Origin of the sequence: Actinomyces minihominis, from assembly GCF_900187855.1 — a bacterium.
Taxonomy (GTDB): Bacteria; Actinomycetota; Actinomycetes; order Actinomycetales; family Actinomycetaceae; genus Scrofimicrobium; species Scrofimicrobium minihominis.
Map to the genome: position 1 here is coordinate 175677 of NZ_FYEG01000003.1, position 16358 is coordinate 192034.

A 16358-nucleotide genomic window follows, 5' to 3' on the forward strand; every position below is an offset into this window, starting at 1 on the left:
CGGCTATTCGCCCTCCACTTCATAGACGTGACGAGCCAGGGTCCCGATGAAGGGCAGGTGCCTGTACTGCTCTGCGTAGTCGAGGCCGTATCCGATCACGAACTCGTTTGGAATATCAAATCCCACGTAGTCGACATCAACGTCGACCTGGGCCGCATCGGGTTTACGCAATATCGTTACGATACGAACGGAGTTCACGCCGCGATTGATCAGGTTTTCCTTCAGCCACGCGAGTGTCAGTCCCGAGTCAATAATGTCCTCAACGATGAGGACATTGCGCCCGTGAACGTCAGCATCGAGATCCTTGAGGATGCGAACCACCCCGGAGGTCTTGGTCCCCGCCCCGTAGGACGACACTGCCATCCAGTCCATCTCAATTGGCCGGTGGATCTTCCGAGACAGGTCAACCATTGCCGGTGCCGCCCCCTTGAGGACACCCACCAAAAGCAGGTCGCCGTCGGGGTAATCGCGGTCAATTTCAGCAGCCAGCTCCGTGAGACGCTGGTCAATCTGCTCAGCTGAAATCAGGACTTTCTCGAGGGCGTCGCCCATATCGTTTGCGTCCACACCGCTCCCTTTCGATGTCAGTGGCAAGGTGCCTGGAATTTCGGGGGCTCTAAGGGGTGATGGCCTACGAAATTGCTGCCCCCACTCTAGCGCGTGACCACGGCTTTCCCCCACGCGGTCAAAGAAAAACAGTCTTCTGCGACGTGCAATTGCCCGGAGTTCTCAACCCTAAAGTCGTTCCAATACTAGGGTTTCACGGGTTCTCCGGGCCCGCCAACCCCCCGGGAGTGCAATGCATTTACCCGTTGGCGAACGGGGTCCAGACCGGGCTGCGGTGACCAGTTGGTCGACTGCTTCGACCTGCTCGGCCGTGATCATCCCCTCAGCCAAATCATCCCAGTGCAAGACGAGGACACGACGCCGCAGTGCCGGGGGGAGATCGGCGAGGGGGGTGAGCTCTAGGTGGGCTCCATCGCGCACTCTCGCAAGTTCTTTTTGCGCCAGATCTGCAAGAAGGTCCTCGTCCTCACCTAGCATCTGGGCAACCCGCGCCAGGGCTGGCACCGGGTCCTGCCCCAGCGCCTCGCGCAGGGCCGGCAACACGCTGTGGCGCAGGGCAGTCCGCGGAAGCGGCCGACCAGATGCACCAAGCCAGGACCCCTCGGCAGAGTTGCTGGGATCATCAACCCACTCCAGACCCAACGCCCTGCAGAACCCCTCTGTATCCCCACGACGAATCGTCAGCAGGGGTCGTCCGCGGTAAAGGTGAGGTGAGCTGTGTCCCGTATCTACGTGCTGACGAATCGCCGCAAGCGAACGCGGACTAGCTCCGCGCCCAAGACGCATGAGTACGGTTTCGGCCTGGTCTTCCATGGTGTGCCCGTAGAGGATTTCCACGCCCTCAAGTCCGGAGCTCTCAGCCCACGAGAGCGCGTAATCATCTAGAAGTCTGTGGCGTAGTTGGCGTGCTTCGCCCTCAAGGGGATGCGAGACCTCTGTTTCACCACCCTGTCCCCCAAGGATGACTACCTCCGGTAATCCAGCCGCGCGGAGTCGCCGCTCTACCAGCAGGGCTTCCTGCGCAGACTCGGGCCGTAGGCCATGATCGACGATCGCAGCGGTGTACGGAAGGTTCATCCGTTCGGCGTGGTCGGCCGTCGCAACTGCCAGCGCCAGCGAGTCAGCCCCACCGGACACCGCAAGCACCAGGCCCCTCGCCTCGTCATGGTTACGTCCCAGGTAGTCGCGGATCGCCAGGGAAACCGGTCGCGCCGCTCGAGGTGGGGTTGCTCCCACCACCGCCGAGGGCGTCATCCCGCGACTCAATCCGTCCACCCCGGTCAGCTCTCTGCCAGCGCAGTTACAAAGTCGTCAAGGTAGCTGCGATACCATGCTGCGCCGAAGTCCGGCACCTCATCCGCTCCGACAGCGAAGACCAGCGTGTGTCCCGACTCGGTGGTCACCAGTCCCGCCAGGGAGGCTACGCTGCCAAGCGAGCCGGTTTTAGCCGTCACATTGCCACTGGCGCTTCCCTCTTGGAAACGCTCTGAAAGCGTTCCGTTGACGCCTCCTACGGGAAAGAATCGGGTGAGCGAAATGGCTCCCTGCTCGGTTGAGTTCATGATGGTGTCAGTCAGTGTTTGGGCCTTAACCTTCGTTCTCGAGTCAAGGCCGGAACAGTCGTAGGCCTTGAGCTTTTCACTATCGACCGGGGACTCACTGAGGAAGGACGAGAGTGCTGCGACAGACTCGGCCAAACTAGCCGAGGTTCCCAGGTAGCTGGAGGCTGCAAGGTGGCAGTATTGCTCCGCCAGGGTGTTATCCGAAGTTATGGCCATGAACTCGATCTGGTCGAGGACGGTGGCCGACTCAACCGAGGCAATCCAGGTGGCCGTTGACGGTTGTAATCCCGGTGACACGGAGGTGACCTTGATCCCGCGACTTTGCAACGAGTCTGCAAATGAGTCTGCCACCGACTTGGCTGAGTCCGCGACGAACTCCCACGCCCCGGGGTAGGTCCGTCCTGTATCGATGGCGAACGCCGTGACGTCTCCACCGAAGTCCGTCACCTCCTGCTCCACCCAGCCCGGGGGTCGCAGCGGACCCTCGAATAGCGCCTCCTGGTAGGAGAGGCTCACTTCGGTGACTGCCGCCTGCTTCAATGCAGCAGCTGCCTGCTCGGCCAGATCGTCGAGGCCAGCGCGGCCGTTGACGGCCCCCGCATCCCCCGCTCCGGCGGTGAGTAGCAGATCGCCCTCGCCCCAGAGAAACAGGTCCGAACCCGCAAGTGACACGCCCGTTTTCAGCGTCTGGGCTGGATCCAGCATCGAGAGGGCAAAGAATGTGGTGAGGATCTTCATGGTCGAGGCCGGGGTGTGGGCAGACCCGTCGTTCGCGGCCAACACCACCCGGCCCGTTGAGGTATCAATCACCCGCACCCAGGGGGTCCACTTCCCCGCTTTAGCGACCTCCTCGACCTCCTGCCAAGCCGTGGCGATCAGGGCCTGATCCAGGGGTTGGAGGCTTGGCTCGGCTCCGCTCTGGCCGCCCTCATCAACCGCAATGGTCGGGATGGGGGGCGGAGAAACGGGCGCAGAAAAACCCGAGGTAACCACAAATGGAGTCCAACGACCCACTGTTAGAACAAGCAAAACCAGCACAATGACCAAAATGCTGATGGTTACCCCTACAATTGCGGGAAATGCACGGCGTCGCACTTCGCCTCCTCCAGGTAGGGTGACCGTCCTACATTACTTGAGGGCGCTGGGGCAGCCCATGCCTAACACTCGCAAAGAAGGGTCGACAATGGAGTTCGATGTAACGATCGAGATTCCCAAGGGAAACCGAAACAAGTACGAAATCGATCATGAAACGGGGCGCATCCGCCTTGACCGTCTTCTGTTCACCTCAACCAGGTACCCGGACGACTACGGTTTCATCGACAACACTCTGGGCGAGGACGGGGATCCACTGGATGCCCTGGTCCTTCTTGAGGAACCCACCTTCCCCGGCTGCGTGATTCGTTGCCGCGCCCTCGGCATGTTCCGCATGAAGGATGAGATGGGTGGCGACGACAAGGTCCTCTGCGTGCCCGCCGGAGATCACCGCGCCGCCTGGCGGACAGAGATTGAGGATGTCTCTGAGTTCCACCGCCTTGAGATCCAGCACTTCTTTGAGGTCTACAAGGACCTCGAGCCCGGCAAGTCTGTTGAGGGCGCCCACTGGGTGGGCCGCGAAGAGGCAGAGCGTGAAATCAAAAGGTCGTTCGAACGACTGAAGCACGCTGAGGCCGAAGGCAAGAGCTGGCACTAGTCAGATAGCAAAGAACCGGACCCCCTTTTGAGGAGGTCCGGTTCTTTGTGTTTGGATCAGTTTCGATCAGATACGCACGGCGTTCGGCATGATGCTGGAGACGTGGTAGAGGCCGACGATCTGAACGTTGGAACCCGGCTGGGGTGCGTGCAGAATCATCCCACCCCCCAGGTAGAACGCCACGTGGTAGATGCCCGACTGGGTTCCGTTAGACGACCAGAAGATCAGGTCACCGGCCTGGGCCTGAGAGAACGGAATGTGGGTGCCCCCGTAGTACTGCGCGGATGAAACTCGAGGAATGGTCTTCCCCAGGTTCTGGTAGGCGCGGTAGATGAGGCCGGAGCAGTCGTAAGAGTTTGGTCCAGATGCTCCCCAGACGTAGGGCTTACCAATCTGCGTCTTCGCCCACTCCAGCGCACTTGATGACTGACCGGTTGTGGGCGGCGGGGTCACCGTGACCGGGGGGTCTGGAACGTAAACCGGCGGCGGGGTCACCGTAACCGGGGGATCCGGGGTGGTCACAGGCGGCGGGTTGGTGCTTCCTCCGTTACCCGAACCACCGGAGTTACCCGTGTTGCTGGAACCACCCGAGCTACCCGAGTTACTAGAGCCTCCCGAGTTACTCGAACCACCAGAGTTATTTCCGCCGCCCTGGTTGAGGAGGTCGTCGAGCGCCTCCTGCTCACGCTGCTGCTCAGCCGCTTCGATGCGAGCGGTCTCTAGTTCAACTGAGGTCTGGCGCTTTTCTGCCAGCTGCACGATCATCTGCTGACGCGAAGCATCAACCTCTGCGACAACCTGCTGGGCTGAAGCAGCGGCCGCACTGGCCTGGTCCGAAGCGGCTTTCGCATCTTCGAAGGCAGCTTCCTGCTTCACCTTGGCTTCATCGGCTGCCACCTGCATGAGATCGGCAACCTGCTTCAGGGCCGCAACCTGCTGCATCTGGTTGTCAGCGGCCAGACCGAAGGAGGAGACGGCGTTGCGACGCTGCTCCAGGGTCTTCAGTCCGTCGGCTTCCAGGTAGGGGGCCAGGGCATCCAGGGCTCCGGTGCCGCCTCGCGAGGCCACCTGGGCCACGCTGGCGAACTCCTTCAGACCCACCTCAAAGGCTTCGTAGGACTTCTTAGCTTCTTTTTCTGCGGTCACCACCGCAGCGCTTGCCTCATCCAGCTTGACCTGGGCTTCGTTAGCGGCCTCACCGGCAACGGAGGCAGCCACCTGGGCTTCCGCTGCTGACTGCGCCGCAGCCGCCAGCTGGATCTCAAGTTGCGCCACCGACATCTCGGCGTAGGCAACCTCCTGTTTAGCCCGGTTGACATCTTCTTGCGAGGGGGCCGCGAAGGCGGACTGGGCGCCAAGTGCCGCCCCGAATGCAAGCGCGATCGAAGCGATCAGCCCTGCAGCCTTCTTTGGTTTTGAGGCACCAATGGTTGCAGCTTTTGACTGTGCCAACGTGACCATCCTGAATCTCGACTTCCATTTACCTGCGGCAGTGGAGGCCGTGTCGCATGAACTGAGCATCGACGCAGATACACCAATCCTCACGGCAACCTTTGCAACATTCGCAACACTAGCAACATTCATCCCAACTGCACCAGGTTTTTCGACCGTAATCTCGATCTCTGGAAAGAGATCGGGGGCCTCCTCTACCCTTGGATCATGCGAAACCGACCGAATAATCCCCGTTTGGGAGAGGTTCGAACGCGCCGCAGCCGAGGGCCCGCTTCGAATGAACCATCCGGGCAGTCCGCCCTCACTGATGAGGCCCTGCTCGATGAAGCTACTTTTGATGAGGCCGAGGCCCGACTGACAGACATTGAGGACAGGGGAAGTATCGACGTCCTCGCGCCGTGGGAAGAGTTCGGCCCCCCACCCACCGGCAGCTGGGGTCCCGACGTCCTCGGGGAAGGATTCGAAGCCCAGACCATCCCGCTGCAGCCCGACGAAGAGGGTGAGCTGGTGGCAACCCTGGTGCGGCAGAAGCCCCATGAAGAGCCTGCGGGAAGCACCCAGACCAGGTCCTGGATGCAGGCACTGCACGTTAAAGCGGCGAAAAAGTCCAAGCCCAAGTTCGTCATGCTGCATGTCCACGGCCGCAACGACTACTTCTTTCACCCGGACTCAGCGCAAAAGTTCTCCGAGATGGGCGCTGCTTTCTATGCCCTGGACCTGCGCAAATACGGACGCTCCCTTCGACCCTGGCAGACCATCGGTTACACCCTCAACCTCGCTGACTACGACGAAGAGATCAACGCTGCCCTCGACGTGATTCGACAGGATCACCCCGGCCTCCCAGTTTTCATGATCGCTCACTCCATGGGCGGACTGGTTGCAACGCTGTGGGCGTGGAGGAACCCGGGGGTTCTCTCGGGACTGATCCTGAACTCCGCCTGGCTTGAGCTGCAGGTCCACACCGGTATGCGCAACGCCATTCACCAGGTTGCTAAGCGCGTGGCCCGGATTCGCCCCCGGGCCGCCATCATGGGTGTCTCCAAGAACGACTACTACTTCAGGTCGCTTGCCAGTGGATGGGGTGGCAGCGGGTTCGACGCGCCCGACTACTTTGCCGAGAACCTCGAGGACCGCGCCAACGTGGGTTGGAAGATCATTCCGGAATGGAAACTCCCCTACTCCTACCCGGCCCCGGCCGCCTGGGTGGTAGGGATCCTTGAGGGCCACGAACTGGTCCAGGACCACGTTCACCTCGACTGCCCGGTTCTGGCGATGGCATCGACGAACTACGACCCCTCGGAAGAGTGGACCGAGGCGGTGTTCAACAGTGATGTCGTCCTCGACGCAGATGTCATCACCGAACGCGCCGGGAACCTTTCCGATTCCGTCACGATTGCCCGTTTCCCCGGCAAACACGATCTGCTGCTATCAGACCCACCGGTTCGCCGCGACATCTTCACCACCATTTCCCGGTGGATGAAGTTCATTGGCGAGGACGACTAGGCGCCCCGGTTGACCTCATCGATCGACTCTCGAAGGGTCGGTCCGGCCTCATCTCCAAGGTGCCAGGCAGTCCACCCATCCTCACCGTAGATTCCGGCGGCACGAAGGGCCTGGGTGGGATCGGAGAACGCTCCGGCTGGAACCAGCACGCGACCCTCGAGTGTGAGGACGGCGCCCTCGGGTGTGCGGTGCGCCGGGCGCAGGGACAGCGGGGTATCCGTTCCGAGCATGACTGCAAGTGATCGCAGGCCAACGGGATCCATCCGCACCTCCGCCATAGCCGCCCGCTGCATCTGTGCGCGACGGGCCCTGCGACTGGGCAGGGGGCTGACCGGTTCGGCGACGGCCTGTTCCTGAGCTCGACGACGCGCAAAACGACTGGCGCGGGTCGGCATCCCGCCGGGGGCGGTGGTGGTTGGAACCGACGGCTTGGGAACGGGAACCTGTTCGGCAACTGGAGCGGACTTTTCGCCAGCCTTCTCTGCCTCACGCCGGACCTCGGGATCACGACGACGCGCCATCACATCGGGCGCCGGTTCGCCCTCAACCGAAACGCTTCTGCGGGTGCTGCGCCCCGAGGACTCCAGTGTGGCAACCAGGTTGCCGCTCTCAACCACCGGGGTGAAGCGGTGGTTGTACAGCCTCTGACCGACCGGGTCCACCTCGAGGAAGGCGCGACCGTTGCTGGTGCGCCGCAACGACATCTCGTGAACCTCGACGCCGGAGGAGGACAGGACATCAAGCGCTGGACGTACCTCCGGGGTGATCTCAGCCGCCACGAGAACCATGCGCGGACCGTTGGGAGGCGAGGTCGGCATCGACTCGCGGAAACGAGCCCAACCGGCCTTGAAACCCTCGATACCATGCGGATAGTGGCGGGCCAGATCGGTCCACGACATCGCGGCTGAGTCAGCCAGGCGTGAAAGGGCATCAATCAGAATGTCGGCATCAAGCAGCCGAACGACCTCGACTGCCACCACCTGGCCCGCTGCATCCAGTGCTGTTAGACGAGGAGCATCGCTGGCTTCATCCGAGCCACCCTCCCAGGTGATGGGGAAAAGTGGACGCGAAACTATCTCAAGGACCTGCGAGCGAACCGCCTGCAAGACATCTTCACTGAACCCATCGGGGACCACGTGACCAAACTGAGCTGGGACAAGCCGACCGTTCTCAAGCTCAAAAAGTGCCATCGTCTACCCCTAAAAAGTGCGTAACTACCCCCTATTGTGTCACGCGGAACGCGGCCGTAGTGGCACAAGGGGGCATCCCGCGCAGTGGAGCGCTACCTGGGGCGAGTCGCCACCGCTGCAGGCACCCAGTCCCGAGGCGCAGAGGGACTCTGCCTGACTGGCCAGTCCTCGCCTCTCTAGATCGTCGACCAGGATCTCCACCAGCACCGGACTGACGCCCTCGGCTCCCGCTATGGACGAAACTGTGGCCCCGGTTCGAAGGTGGGCACGGACTCGCTCGGCAAGGGAGAACGGCGCGGTACTCACAGGAAAAGCCGTCCGATCTGGAAGAAACCAACGGAGAGCAACCACGCCACCACCAGCTGGACACCCACAGCCGCTACCGTGAGGCGACCACCGATCTGCCGCACCTGTTCCGCGACGGTGGCGAGGCACGGCGTGTAGGTGAGGACGAAGATCAGGAAGGCCAGGGCTCCGAGCGGGGCCGCGGATCCCGCCGCCTTCTCAAATGAACCCGTCACGAGGGCCGGGAGTGCCCCAAGATCTTCGCCTCCCTCTTCGGCATCGCCAGCATCCTGAACGTCCATGTTGTAGGAGACAACGATCGAGGAGATGACAGTTTCCTTAGCCACGAACCCGGTCATTAGTGCGCCGGTCATGTGCCACTCACCAAAACCCGCAGGTTTGAACACCGGCACCAGCATCTGGGCGGTAGCTCCGTAGGCGGAGTCTTCCATCGGCATCTCGGGGTCGGCGAATCCATATCCCGAGGCCGTGGGGATAGAAGCGAGGAGCCAGACCACCATGGTCATGACCACGATGATCTTCCCGGCCCCCTTGACGAAGGACCACGAACGCAACCAGGTCTTATGCACCGTCGAGAGGATCCTGGGCACACCGTAGGGCGGCAGCACCAGCATCAGCGGTGCCTCGGTCTGGTTCTTCGTGAAGATCGGCCTGAGAGCCAGAGCCCCCAGCACCACCATGGCAATCGACAGCATGTAGAGGCCGAAGATGACGGTCCCCGTGTTCTCCGGGAAGAAGATGCGGGCAATCATCAGGTAGATGGTCAGCCGCGCCGCACAGGAGGTGTAGGGAGTGATCAGGACGGTGACGATGCGCTGGCGTGCGTTTGGTAGGGAACGCACCGCGGCCAGGGAGGGAAGGTTGCAGCCAAACCCCATGATCAGCGGCATAATGACCCGACCGTCGAGGCCGATCTTGCGCATCAGTCGATCACCGAGGAATGCCGCCCGCGCCATGTAGCCAGAGTCTTCCAACAGCGAGATCATCAGGAAGATGATGAACATCAGGGGCACGAAAGAGGCCACAACACCCAGTCCGGTGAGTAGTCCCCCAACCAGGAAACCCTGCACCCAGGTCTGCTCCCAGCCGATCGAGGTGAGGAGCGAGTTGGTGAGGTTTGTTAGCGAGGCGGTCCCGGGAACATCCGATGTGAAAAGACCGTCGAACAGGTCCATGACCGGCGCAACCCACTCCCCCGCGATCTTGAACAGCAACCACATGAGGGCGAAGAAAATGGGCAGACCCAGCCACGGGTTGAGCAGAACGCGGTCGATACGATCGGAACGGGACATCCGGGGTTGATCGAGGACGAGGTGACCCAACTCCTTTTCGACCCCGTCGACCCAGTCAAACAGCTCTTCGGCCTCATCAATCAGCTGCCCGCTCCGGAGGGCCGAGGTCGAATCAACGGCCGCGTGGGCACAGACGCCGGTCTCTTGGCAGTGACAGCTGACCTGACCGACCAGGTGGGCCGGTGTCGAACAGTTCTGAGTGGCGAGGGCGGCGGCCGCTGCGACCTGGTTGTAACCCGGAGCCGTGGGCTGCGGTTGCACCCCCCGCACCCGAGGTCGTAGCTGGAGTCCCCGGGCGAGGAAGTCTTCGACCTCGTCTCTCTGGCGAGAGTTCCTTGAATCCACGGCCATGACGGGAACCCCGAGGGTCTTCTCAAGAGCTTCAATCGAGATGTGCTCGCCCTCGGCCTCAGCCACATCTGTGAGTGTCACCATGGCGACTATGGGCCTGCCGGTGCGAGCCACCTGGGCCAGCAGGTACAGGGAGCGTGTCAGGGCTGTGGCGTCGAGGACGCACACCACCAGGTCGACGGAGCGCCCACTGGCCGGATCGGTGAATGATCCGGCTACCCCCGCCAGGGTGTCGACCACTACCTTCTCATCAGGGGACTGCGCCACCAGCGAGTAGGTTCCCGGCATATCAACAATGCGCGCCCCACCCCGAACCGAGCGTCCCACCGCGACCTCTACGGTCGTGCCCGGAGCATTGACCACCGCCTGGCGCGAACCGGTAATCATGTTGAAAAGCGTTGACTTGCCGACGTTGGGGTTACCCGCCAGGAGAATGGTGGGTTCGCCGGACTCGTCCTTTATTCCAGCGGTTCCCGAAAGTGCAATGGAGTGGGGGCCCGAGGTCGGGGAGCAGTGGGAGCAGCTCACCGGAGCGAACCCGACGGCGCGATGTCCTCAACCAGGATTCGCTGTGAACTGCGGTGGTCAACCGCAATGCGTGTGCCCGCAATGTTGATGACCCGGCCGCCAAAGGCCGCCCGATTTACCACGGAGAGTTCCGCACCCACCCGAATACCCAGTTCCCGAAGGCGCAACTCAAACTCTCGGTCCACGTCGACACTGAGAATCCGCGCCCGACTGCGCACGGGACACTTCGCAAGCTTCATACCCCTATGGTAAGCCTCACCTAAGCTCCCGTATAGATATTTCGTGCAGGTTATGTTGCGTAAATGGGGGATCTCCCCCACACCCCGACTCGTTTGGGCCCTTGGTCCCAAGAATCGCTTGGGAGCAAAGACAGGGGCCCGACCCCCACCTTGCGGCGGAAGATCGGGCCCCAAACTACTGGCTTACTCGCCCTGCATTACGACGGCGCGGCCTGCCTCAAGGCGAGCAACCGGAACGCGGAACGGCGAGCAGGAAACGTAGTTCAGACCCACCTTGTTGAAGAAGTGGATGGAAGCCGGATCGCCACCGTGCTCACCACAGACACCGAGCTTCAGCTCAGGCTTGGTGGAACGGCCGCGCTCTGCGCCCATCTCAACCAGGCGACCCACACCGTTGACATCGATGGTTTCGAACGGTGAAACCCCAAAGACACCGGCTTCGATGTACTCGTCGAAGAAGGCGCCCTCAACGTCGTCACGTGAGAAGCCCCAGACAGTCTGGGTCAGGTCGTTGGTGCCGAACGAGAAGAAGTCGGCTTCACGAGCCAGGTCCATGGCGGTAACAGCCGCGCGGGGCAGCTCGACCATGCAGCCGATCGGAATGTCCAGCTTGACGTTGAACTGCTCCTCAACAGCCTTCAGCTCGGGCTCCAGGAAGGAACGAACCAGCTGCTGCTCACGAATCGAAGCCACCAGCGGAACCATGATCTCCGGGCGAGGATCCAGTCCCTCTGTCTTCAGCTCGGCGGTTGCCTCAGCAATCGCGCGGGCCTGCAGCTTGAAGAGGCCGGGCAGGTAGAGGCCCAGGCGGACGCCACGCAGACCCAGCATCGGGTTCGCTTCGTGGAGGCGGCGCACCTCGGTCAGCAGGCGCTCGTCCTCAGCCGAGATCTCCTCGCCCATTGCCTTGGCAACGGCCGACTTAACCTCGAGGCTGGTGAGGTCCGGAAGGAACTCGTGGAGCGGCGGGTCAATCAGGCGGATGGTCATCGGCAGACCATCCATGGTGCGGAGCATCTCGAGGAAGTCACCCTTCTGGAGAACCTCGAGGGCATCCAGTGCTTCCTGCTGGTCCTCAGAACCGGCTTCGGAGAGAATCACACGCTCAACCAGCGGACGACGGTCACCGAGGAACATGTGCTCGGTACGGCACAGGCCGATCCCCTGGGCGCCAAAGTCAATGGCGTGGCGGGCATCCATCGGGTTGTCTGCGTTGGCACGGACCTCCATGCGACGAACCTCGTCGGCGTGGGTGAGGATACGGTGAACCGAGTCGATCAGCTCAGCCGTCTCAGAGTCATCACCCGCGGCTGCCAGTCCGGCCTCAAGGCCCTCGAGAAGGTAGGTGGTAACTGCAGAATTCTCAACCTCAACCTCTCCGAGGAAGACCTCACCGGTTGAACCATCAATGGTGATGACATCTTCGGTGGTGAGGATGTAGTCGCCGACGCTCACGGTGCCTTCGGCAGCGCGAATGTCGAGGTCGTCTGCACCAACGACACAGGTGGTGCCCATGCCACGGGCAACAACGGCGGCGTGCGAGGTCTTACCACCGCGGGCAGTCAGAACGCCCTCGGCTGCAACCATGCCCGGAAGATCCTCCGGGTTGGTCTCGCGTCGAACCAGAACGCAGGCAATGCCGGCGGCGGCGTAGGCCTCAGCCTGGTCGTTGTTGAAGGCGATGCGGCCAACAGCGGCACCCGGTGAAGCAGCCATGCCCTTGGCGATCAGGGTCTTCTCAGCGGTAGCTGAGATCTGCGGGAACATCAGGTGGGTCAGCTGCTCACCGGTGACGCGCTCCAGAGCCTCATCACGGGTAATCAGCTTCTCGTCGACCAGCTGGATGGCAACGCGGAAGGCGGCGCCAGCGGTGCGCTTACCAACACGGGTCTGCAGCATCCACAGCTTGCCCTCCTGGATCGTGAACTCGATGTCACAGAGGTCCTGGTAGTGGGTCTCAAGCTTGCGCATGATGGCGCGCAGTTCCTTGTACGCCGCGGGATCCTGATCCTCAAGTGCCGCCAGCGGCTCGGTGTTACGGATACCCGCAACAACGTCCTCACCCTGGGCGTTCATCAGGTAGTCACCGTAAACGCCGGAGTGGCCGGTGGAGGGGTCACGGGTGAAGCAGACACCGGTACCCGAGGTGTCACCCAGGTTGCCGAAGACCATGGTCTGAACGTTGACAGCGGTTCCCAGGTCCTCAGGGATCAGCTCGCGGCGGCGGTAGATCTTGGCGCGCTCGGTGTTCCAGGAACGGAAGACGGCCTCAACGGCCATGTCCATCTGTTCGCGGGGATCCTGGGGGAACGGCTTACCCGTCTCCTTCTCAACGATCTCCTTGTACTTGGCGACCAGCTTCTTCCAGTCGTCAGCGGTGAGGTCGGTGTCGGCCTCCTTGCCGAGCTCTTCCTTCAGATCCTCCAGGGCATCGCCAAACAGATCGCCATCAACGTCGAGGACGGTCTTGCCAAACATCTGGATCAGGCGGCGGTAGGAGTCCCATGCGAAACGCTCGTCGGCGTCGCGTGCCAGACCCTTGACCGACTCATCATTGAGTCCGATGTTGAGAACGGTTTCCATCATGCCGGGCATGGAGAACTTTGCGCCCGAGCGAACCGAAACCAGAAGCGGGTGCTCCGAGTCACCGAGTTCGCGTCCCATGGTCTCTTCAACCTTGCGCAGTTCCTTGGTGACCTCGGTCGACAGCTCTTCGGGAACCGAGCCGGACTCAAGGTAGACGCGGCATGCCTCAGTCGTGATGGTGAATCCGGGGGGAACGGGAAGGCCCAGGCGCGTCATTTCTGCGAGGTTGGCACCCTTACCACCGAGAAGATCCTTCTGATCCTTGTCACCCTGGGAGAAGTCATAAACGTATTTGACCATTTGTCGATCAAGCCTCCGTGCTAGTTCGTCGGCGCCGGGAGCGGCTGCCAATTCGTCACAACATTGCGACGCACGAGGGCCAGTTTAGCAATCATTCCCCCCGAGCTATTTGCTCACTTTGTGGCACAGGCCTCTAATCGGGGGACTTTCGCCCTAAACGTACGCAACCCGCGTCAGCTAAGTCATGGAGTCGCAAAGGTTACTTATGGGCATAGAAAAACGCGAGGGGTGGAACCAATCGACTCCACCCCTCGCGCTGACAGGCTGCTAGCCCTCAATCAGCATTTCTACGTCCGGGAAGACCGGATTGACCTCTCCGTTGAAGGAGAACTCGGGCTTGCCATCGACCTCCTGAACTCCAACGGTGACAACGTCACCGGGCTTGATGGTTCCGAAGAGAATCCTCTCAGAGACGGCGTCCTCAATATCGCGCTGGATTACGCGACGCAGAGGACGGGCTCCAAGAACCGGATCGTAACCACGATCAGCCAGAAGCTCGCGGGCCTCATCCGTCAGCTGCAGACCCATGTCCTGCTCCATCATGCGCTTGCGCAGACGGTCGATCATCAGGTCCACGATGGTCCGGATATCCTCGCGGGTCAGCGGCGGGAAGATCACCACTTCGTCTACGCGGTTGAGGAACTCGGGGCGGAAGTGCTGCTTCAGCTCTTCGTTGACCTTGGCCTTCATCCGGTCATAGTCGTGGGTCATTGCGTCGCCGGACTGGAAGCCGGTGATGACACCCTTATTAATGTCGCGGGTACCGAGGTTGGTGGTCATCAGGATGACCGTGTTCTTGAAGTCAACCTTGCGTCCCTGCGAGTCCGTCAGGTGACCTTCTTCAAGAATCTGCAGCAGCGAGTTGAAGATATCCGGGTGGGCCTTCTCGACCTCATCGAACAGCACCACGGAGAAGGGACGACGACGGACCTTTTCAGTCAGCTGTCCACCCTCGTCGTAGCCGACGTAGCCCGGAGGCGCACCGAAGAGACGCGATGCTGTGTGCTTCTCCGAGTACTCGGACATATCCAGCTGGATCAGCGCGTCCTCATCACCAAAGAGGAACTCGGCCAAGGTCTTGGCCAACTCGGTCTTACCGACACCGGTGGGTCCGGCGAAGATGAACGAACCACCGGGACGCTTCGGGTCCTTCAGACCCGCGCGGCTGCGACGAATCGACTGCGCCAGGGCCTTGACCGCCTCATACTGACCGACGACGCGCTTGTGCAGCTCGTCCTCCATCTTGATCAGCTTGGTGGTTTCAGTCTGGGTCAGCTTCACGACCGGAATGCCGGTGGACATGGCCAACACCTGGGCGATGTCTTCCTCTGTGACCTCAAGGATCTCGGTTTCACCAGCTCCGCGCCACTGGGCCTCACGTTCCTGGCGACGGGTGGAAAGCTTCTGCTCCTCGTCACGCAGGCTTGCCGCCCGCTCAAAGTCCTGGTTGTCAATGGCCGACTCTTTGGCCTGACGAACCTCGGCAATCTTGTCATCGAGCTCGCGGATTTCCGGCGGCGCAGTCATACGACGAATCCGCAGTCGGGCTCCGGCCTCATCCATCAGGTCGATCGCCTTGTCGGGAAGGAAACGGTCCGAAATGTAGCGGTCCGCAAGCGTCGCCGAAGCCTCAACGGCCTCATCGGTGATAACCACCTTGTGGTGGGCCTCGTAGCGGTCGCGCAGACCCTTCAGAATGCCGACGGTCTCTTCCATCGATGGCTCATCGACCTTAACCGGCTGGAAGCGACGCTCAAGTGCGGCGTCCTTCTCAATGTGCTTGCGGTACTCATCCAGCGTGGTGGCGCCAATGGTCTGCAGTTCACCTCGGGCCAGCATGGGTTTCAGCATCTGGGCGGCGTCAATCGATCCCTCAGCGGCGCCCGCACCCACCAGGGTGTGGATCTCGTCGATGAAGATGATGATGTCGCCCCGGGTGCGGATCTCTTTGAGGACCTTCTTGAGGCGCTCTTCAAAGTCACCGCGGTAGCGTGAACCTGCCACCAGCGAACCCATGTCGAGGCTGTAGATCTGCTTGCCCTTGATGGTCTCGGGAACATCTCCGTGGATGATCGCCTGCGCCAGGCCCTCTACTACCGCTGTCTTACCCACACCGGGTTCACCGATGAGGACGGGGTTGTTCTTGGTGCGACGTGAGAGGACCTGCATAACCCGTTCCATCTCAGACTTACGTCCGATGACGGGGTCGAGCTTGCCCTCACGGGCCGCCTGGGTGAGGTTACGGCCAAACTGCTCAAGGAGGGCGGAGTTACCGCGCTCCTTATCGCGCACCGGCGCACCGCTGGTTCCCACGGCCTCACGGCCATCGCCCTGGGTCTGGTAGCCCTGCAGTAGCTGCATGACGGCCTTGCGGATCTTCTGGGGATTGGCATCAAGCTTGTGCAGAACCTGGGCTGCAACGCCATCGCCCTCACGCAGCAGGCCGAGCAGGAGGTGCTCGGTGCCGATGTAGTTGTGACCGAGCTGCAGTGCCTCGCGGAACGACAGTTCGAAGACGCGCTTGGCACGCGGGGTGAAGGGAATGTGCCCCTCAACAGGCTTCTCGCCCTCACCGATCAGTTCGGTGACCGCCGCGCGGGCGTCCTCAAGCTTGATACCGGTCATTTCCATCGCCTTGGCAGCCACCCCGTCGGCCTCATGAATGAGGCCGAGGAGGAGGTGCTCCGTGCCGATGTAGTTGTGCTCCAGTCCGCGCGCCTCTTCCTGGGCGAGGACGATGACACGGCGGGCCCGGTCGGTAAATCTCTCGAACATGGCAACCCCCTTGGGAT

Annotated in this window: 12 protein-coding genes; 2 read left to right on the forward strand and 10 right to left on the reverse strand. The window is 61.6% G+C overall.

From position 1 onward, the window contains the following. Positions 1-3: 3 nt before the first annotated feature. The 3 genes from hpt to CS903_RS04750 all read right to left on the reverse strand — a co-directional run bounded on the left by hpt (position 4) and on the right by CS903_RS04750 (position 3122). The gene (gene hpt / locus CS903_RS04740) at positions 4-567 is read right to left on the reverse strand and encodes a hypoxanthine phosphoribosyltransferase (RefSeq protein ID WP_099332408.1); all 564 of its coding nucleotides are present in this window, start codon (positions 565-567) and stop codon (positions 4-6) included. Between the two features lie 168 nt (positions 568-735). Then, positions 736-1842 (reverse strand): tRNA lysidine(34) synthetase TilS, encoded by a 1107-nt coding sequence (gene tilS / locus CS903_RS04745; RefSeq protein WP_129587597.1) that lies wholly within the window; start codon positions 1840-1842, stop codon positions 736-738. 5 nt (positions 1843-1847) lie between these two features. Then, a complete protein-coding gene (locus tag CS903_RS04750) occupies positions 1848-3122 on the reverse strand; it encodes a D-alanyl-D-alanine carboxypeptidase (RefSeq protein WP_164996677.1) in 1275 nt (424 codons plus the stop codon). Positions 3123-3312: 190 nt separating this feature from the next. Between CS903_RS04750 and CS903_RS04755 the strand changes: the two genes are divergently transcribed. Then, positions 3313-3819, forward strand: coding sequence for an inorganic diphosphatase (locus tag CS903_RS04755; protein WP_099332411.1), 507 nt, complete (start codon positions 3313-3315; stop codon positions 3817-3819). A 66-nt stretch (positions 3820-3885) separates the two neighbouring features. Here the strand turns inward: CS903_RS04755 and CS903_RS04760 are convergent, their stop codons facing one another. Further along, a complete protein-coding gene (locus CS903_RS04760; RefSeq protein WP_129587598.1) occupies positions 3886-5271 on the reverse strand; it encodes a C40 family peptidase in 1386 nt (461 codons plus the stop codon). 207 nt (positions 5272-5478) lie between these two features. On the opposite strand from CS903_RS04760, the gene CS903_RS04765 reads away from it, so the two are divergent. Next, the gene (locus CS903_RS04765) at positions 5479-6774 is read left to right on the forward strand and encodes an alpha/beta hydrolase (protein WP_099332413.1); all 1296 of its coding nucleotides are present in this window, start codon (positions 5479-5481) and stop codon (positions 6772-6774) included. Here the strand turns inward: CS903_RS04765 and CS903_RS04770 are convergent. The 6 genes from CS903_RS04770 to CS903_RS04790 form a co-directional block, all read right to left on the reverse strand. After that, positions 6771-7964: a hypothetical protein gene (locus CS903_RS04770; protein ID WP_099332414.1), complete on the reverse strand. Its 1194-nt coding sequence runs from the start codon at positions 7962-7964 to the stop codon at positions 6771-6773. The two genes, CS903_RS04765 and CS903_RS04770, sit on opposite strands and share 4 nt — an antisense overlap. 39 nt (positions 7965-8003) lie before the next feature. Further along, entirely contained in the window at positions 8004-8270 is a 267-nt protein-coding gene (locus tag CS903_RS09295; protein ID WP_129587599.1) for a hypothetical protein, read from the reverse strand. Then, positions 8267-10441, reverse strand: coding sequence for a ferrous iron transport protein B (gene feoB, locus CS903_RS04775; RefSeq protein ID WP_242491760.1), 2175 nt, complete (start codon positions 10439-10441; stop codon positions 8267-8269). The genes CS903_RS09295 and feoB overlap by 4 nt, the downstream gene beginning before the upstream one ends. Next, the gene (locus CS903_RS04780) at positions 10438-10680 is read right to left on the reverse strand and encodes a FeoA family protein (protein WP_099332415.1); all 243 of its coding nucleotides are present in this window, start codon (positions 10678-10680) and stop codon (positions 10438-10440) included. Before CS903_RS04780 ends, feoB begins: the two co-directional genes overlap by 4 nt. 183 nt (positions 10681-10863) lie before the next feature. After that, positions 10864-13566, reverse strand: a complete 2703-nt coding sequence (ppdK, locus tag CS903_RS04785; protein ID WP_099332416.1) for a pyruvate, phosphate dikinase — start codon at positions 13564-13566, stop codon at positions 10864-10866. A 267-nt stretch (positions 13567-13833) separates the two neighbouring features. Then, positions 13834-16341 carry an ATP-dependent Clp protease ATP-binding subunit gene (locus CS903_RS04790; protein ID WP_099332417.1) on the reverse strand — a complete coding sequence of 836 codons (2508 nt, stop codon included), beginning with the start codon at positions 16339-16341 and terminating at the stop codon, positions 13834-13836. Positions 16342-16358: the final 17 nt, after the last annotated feature.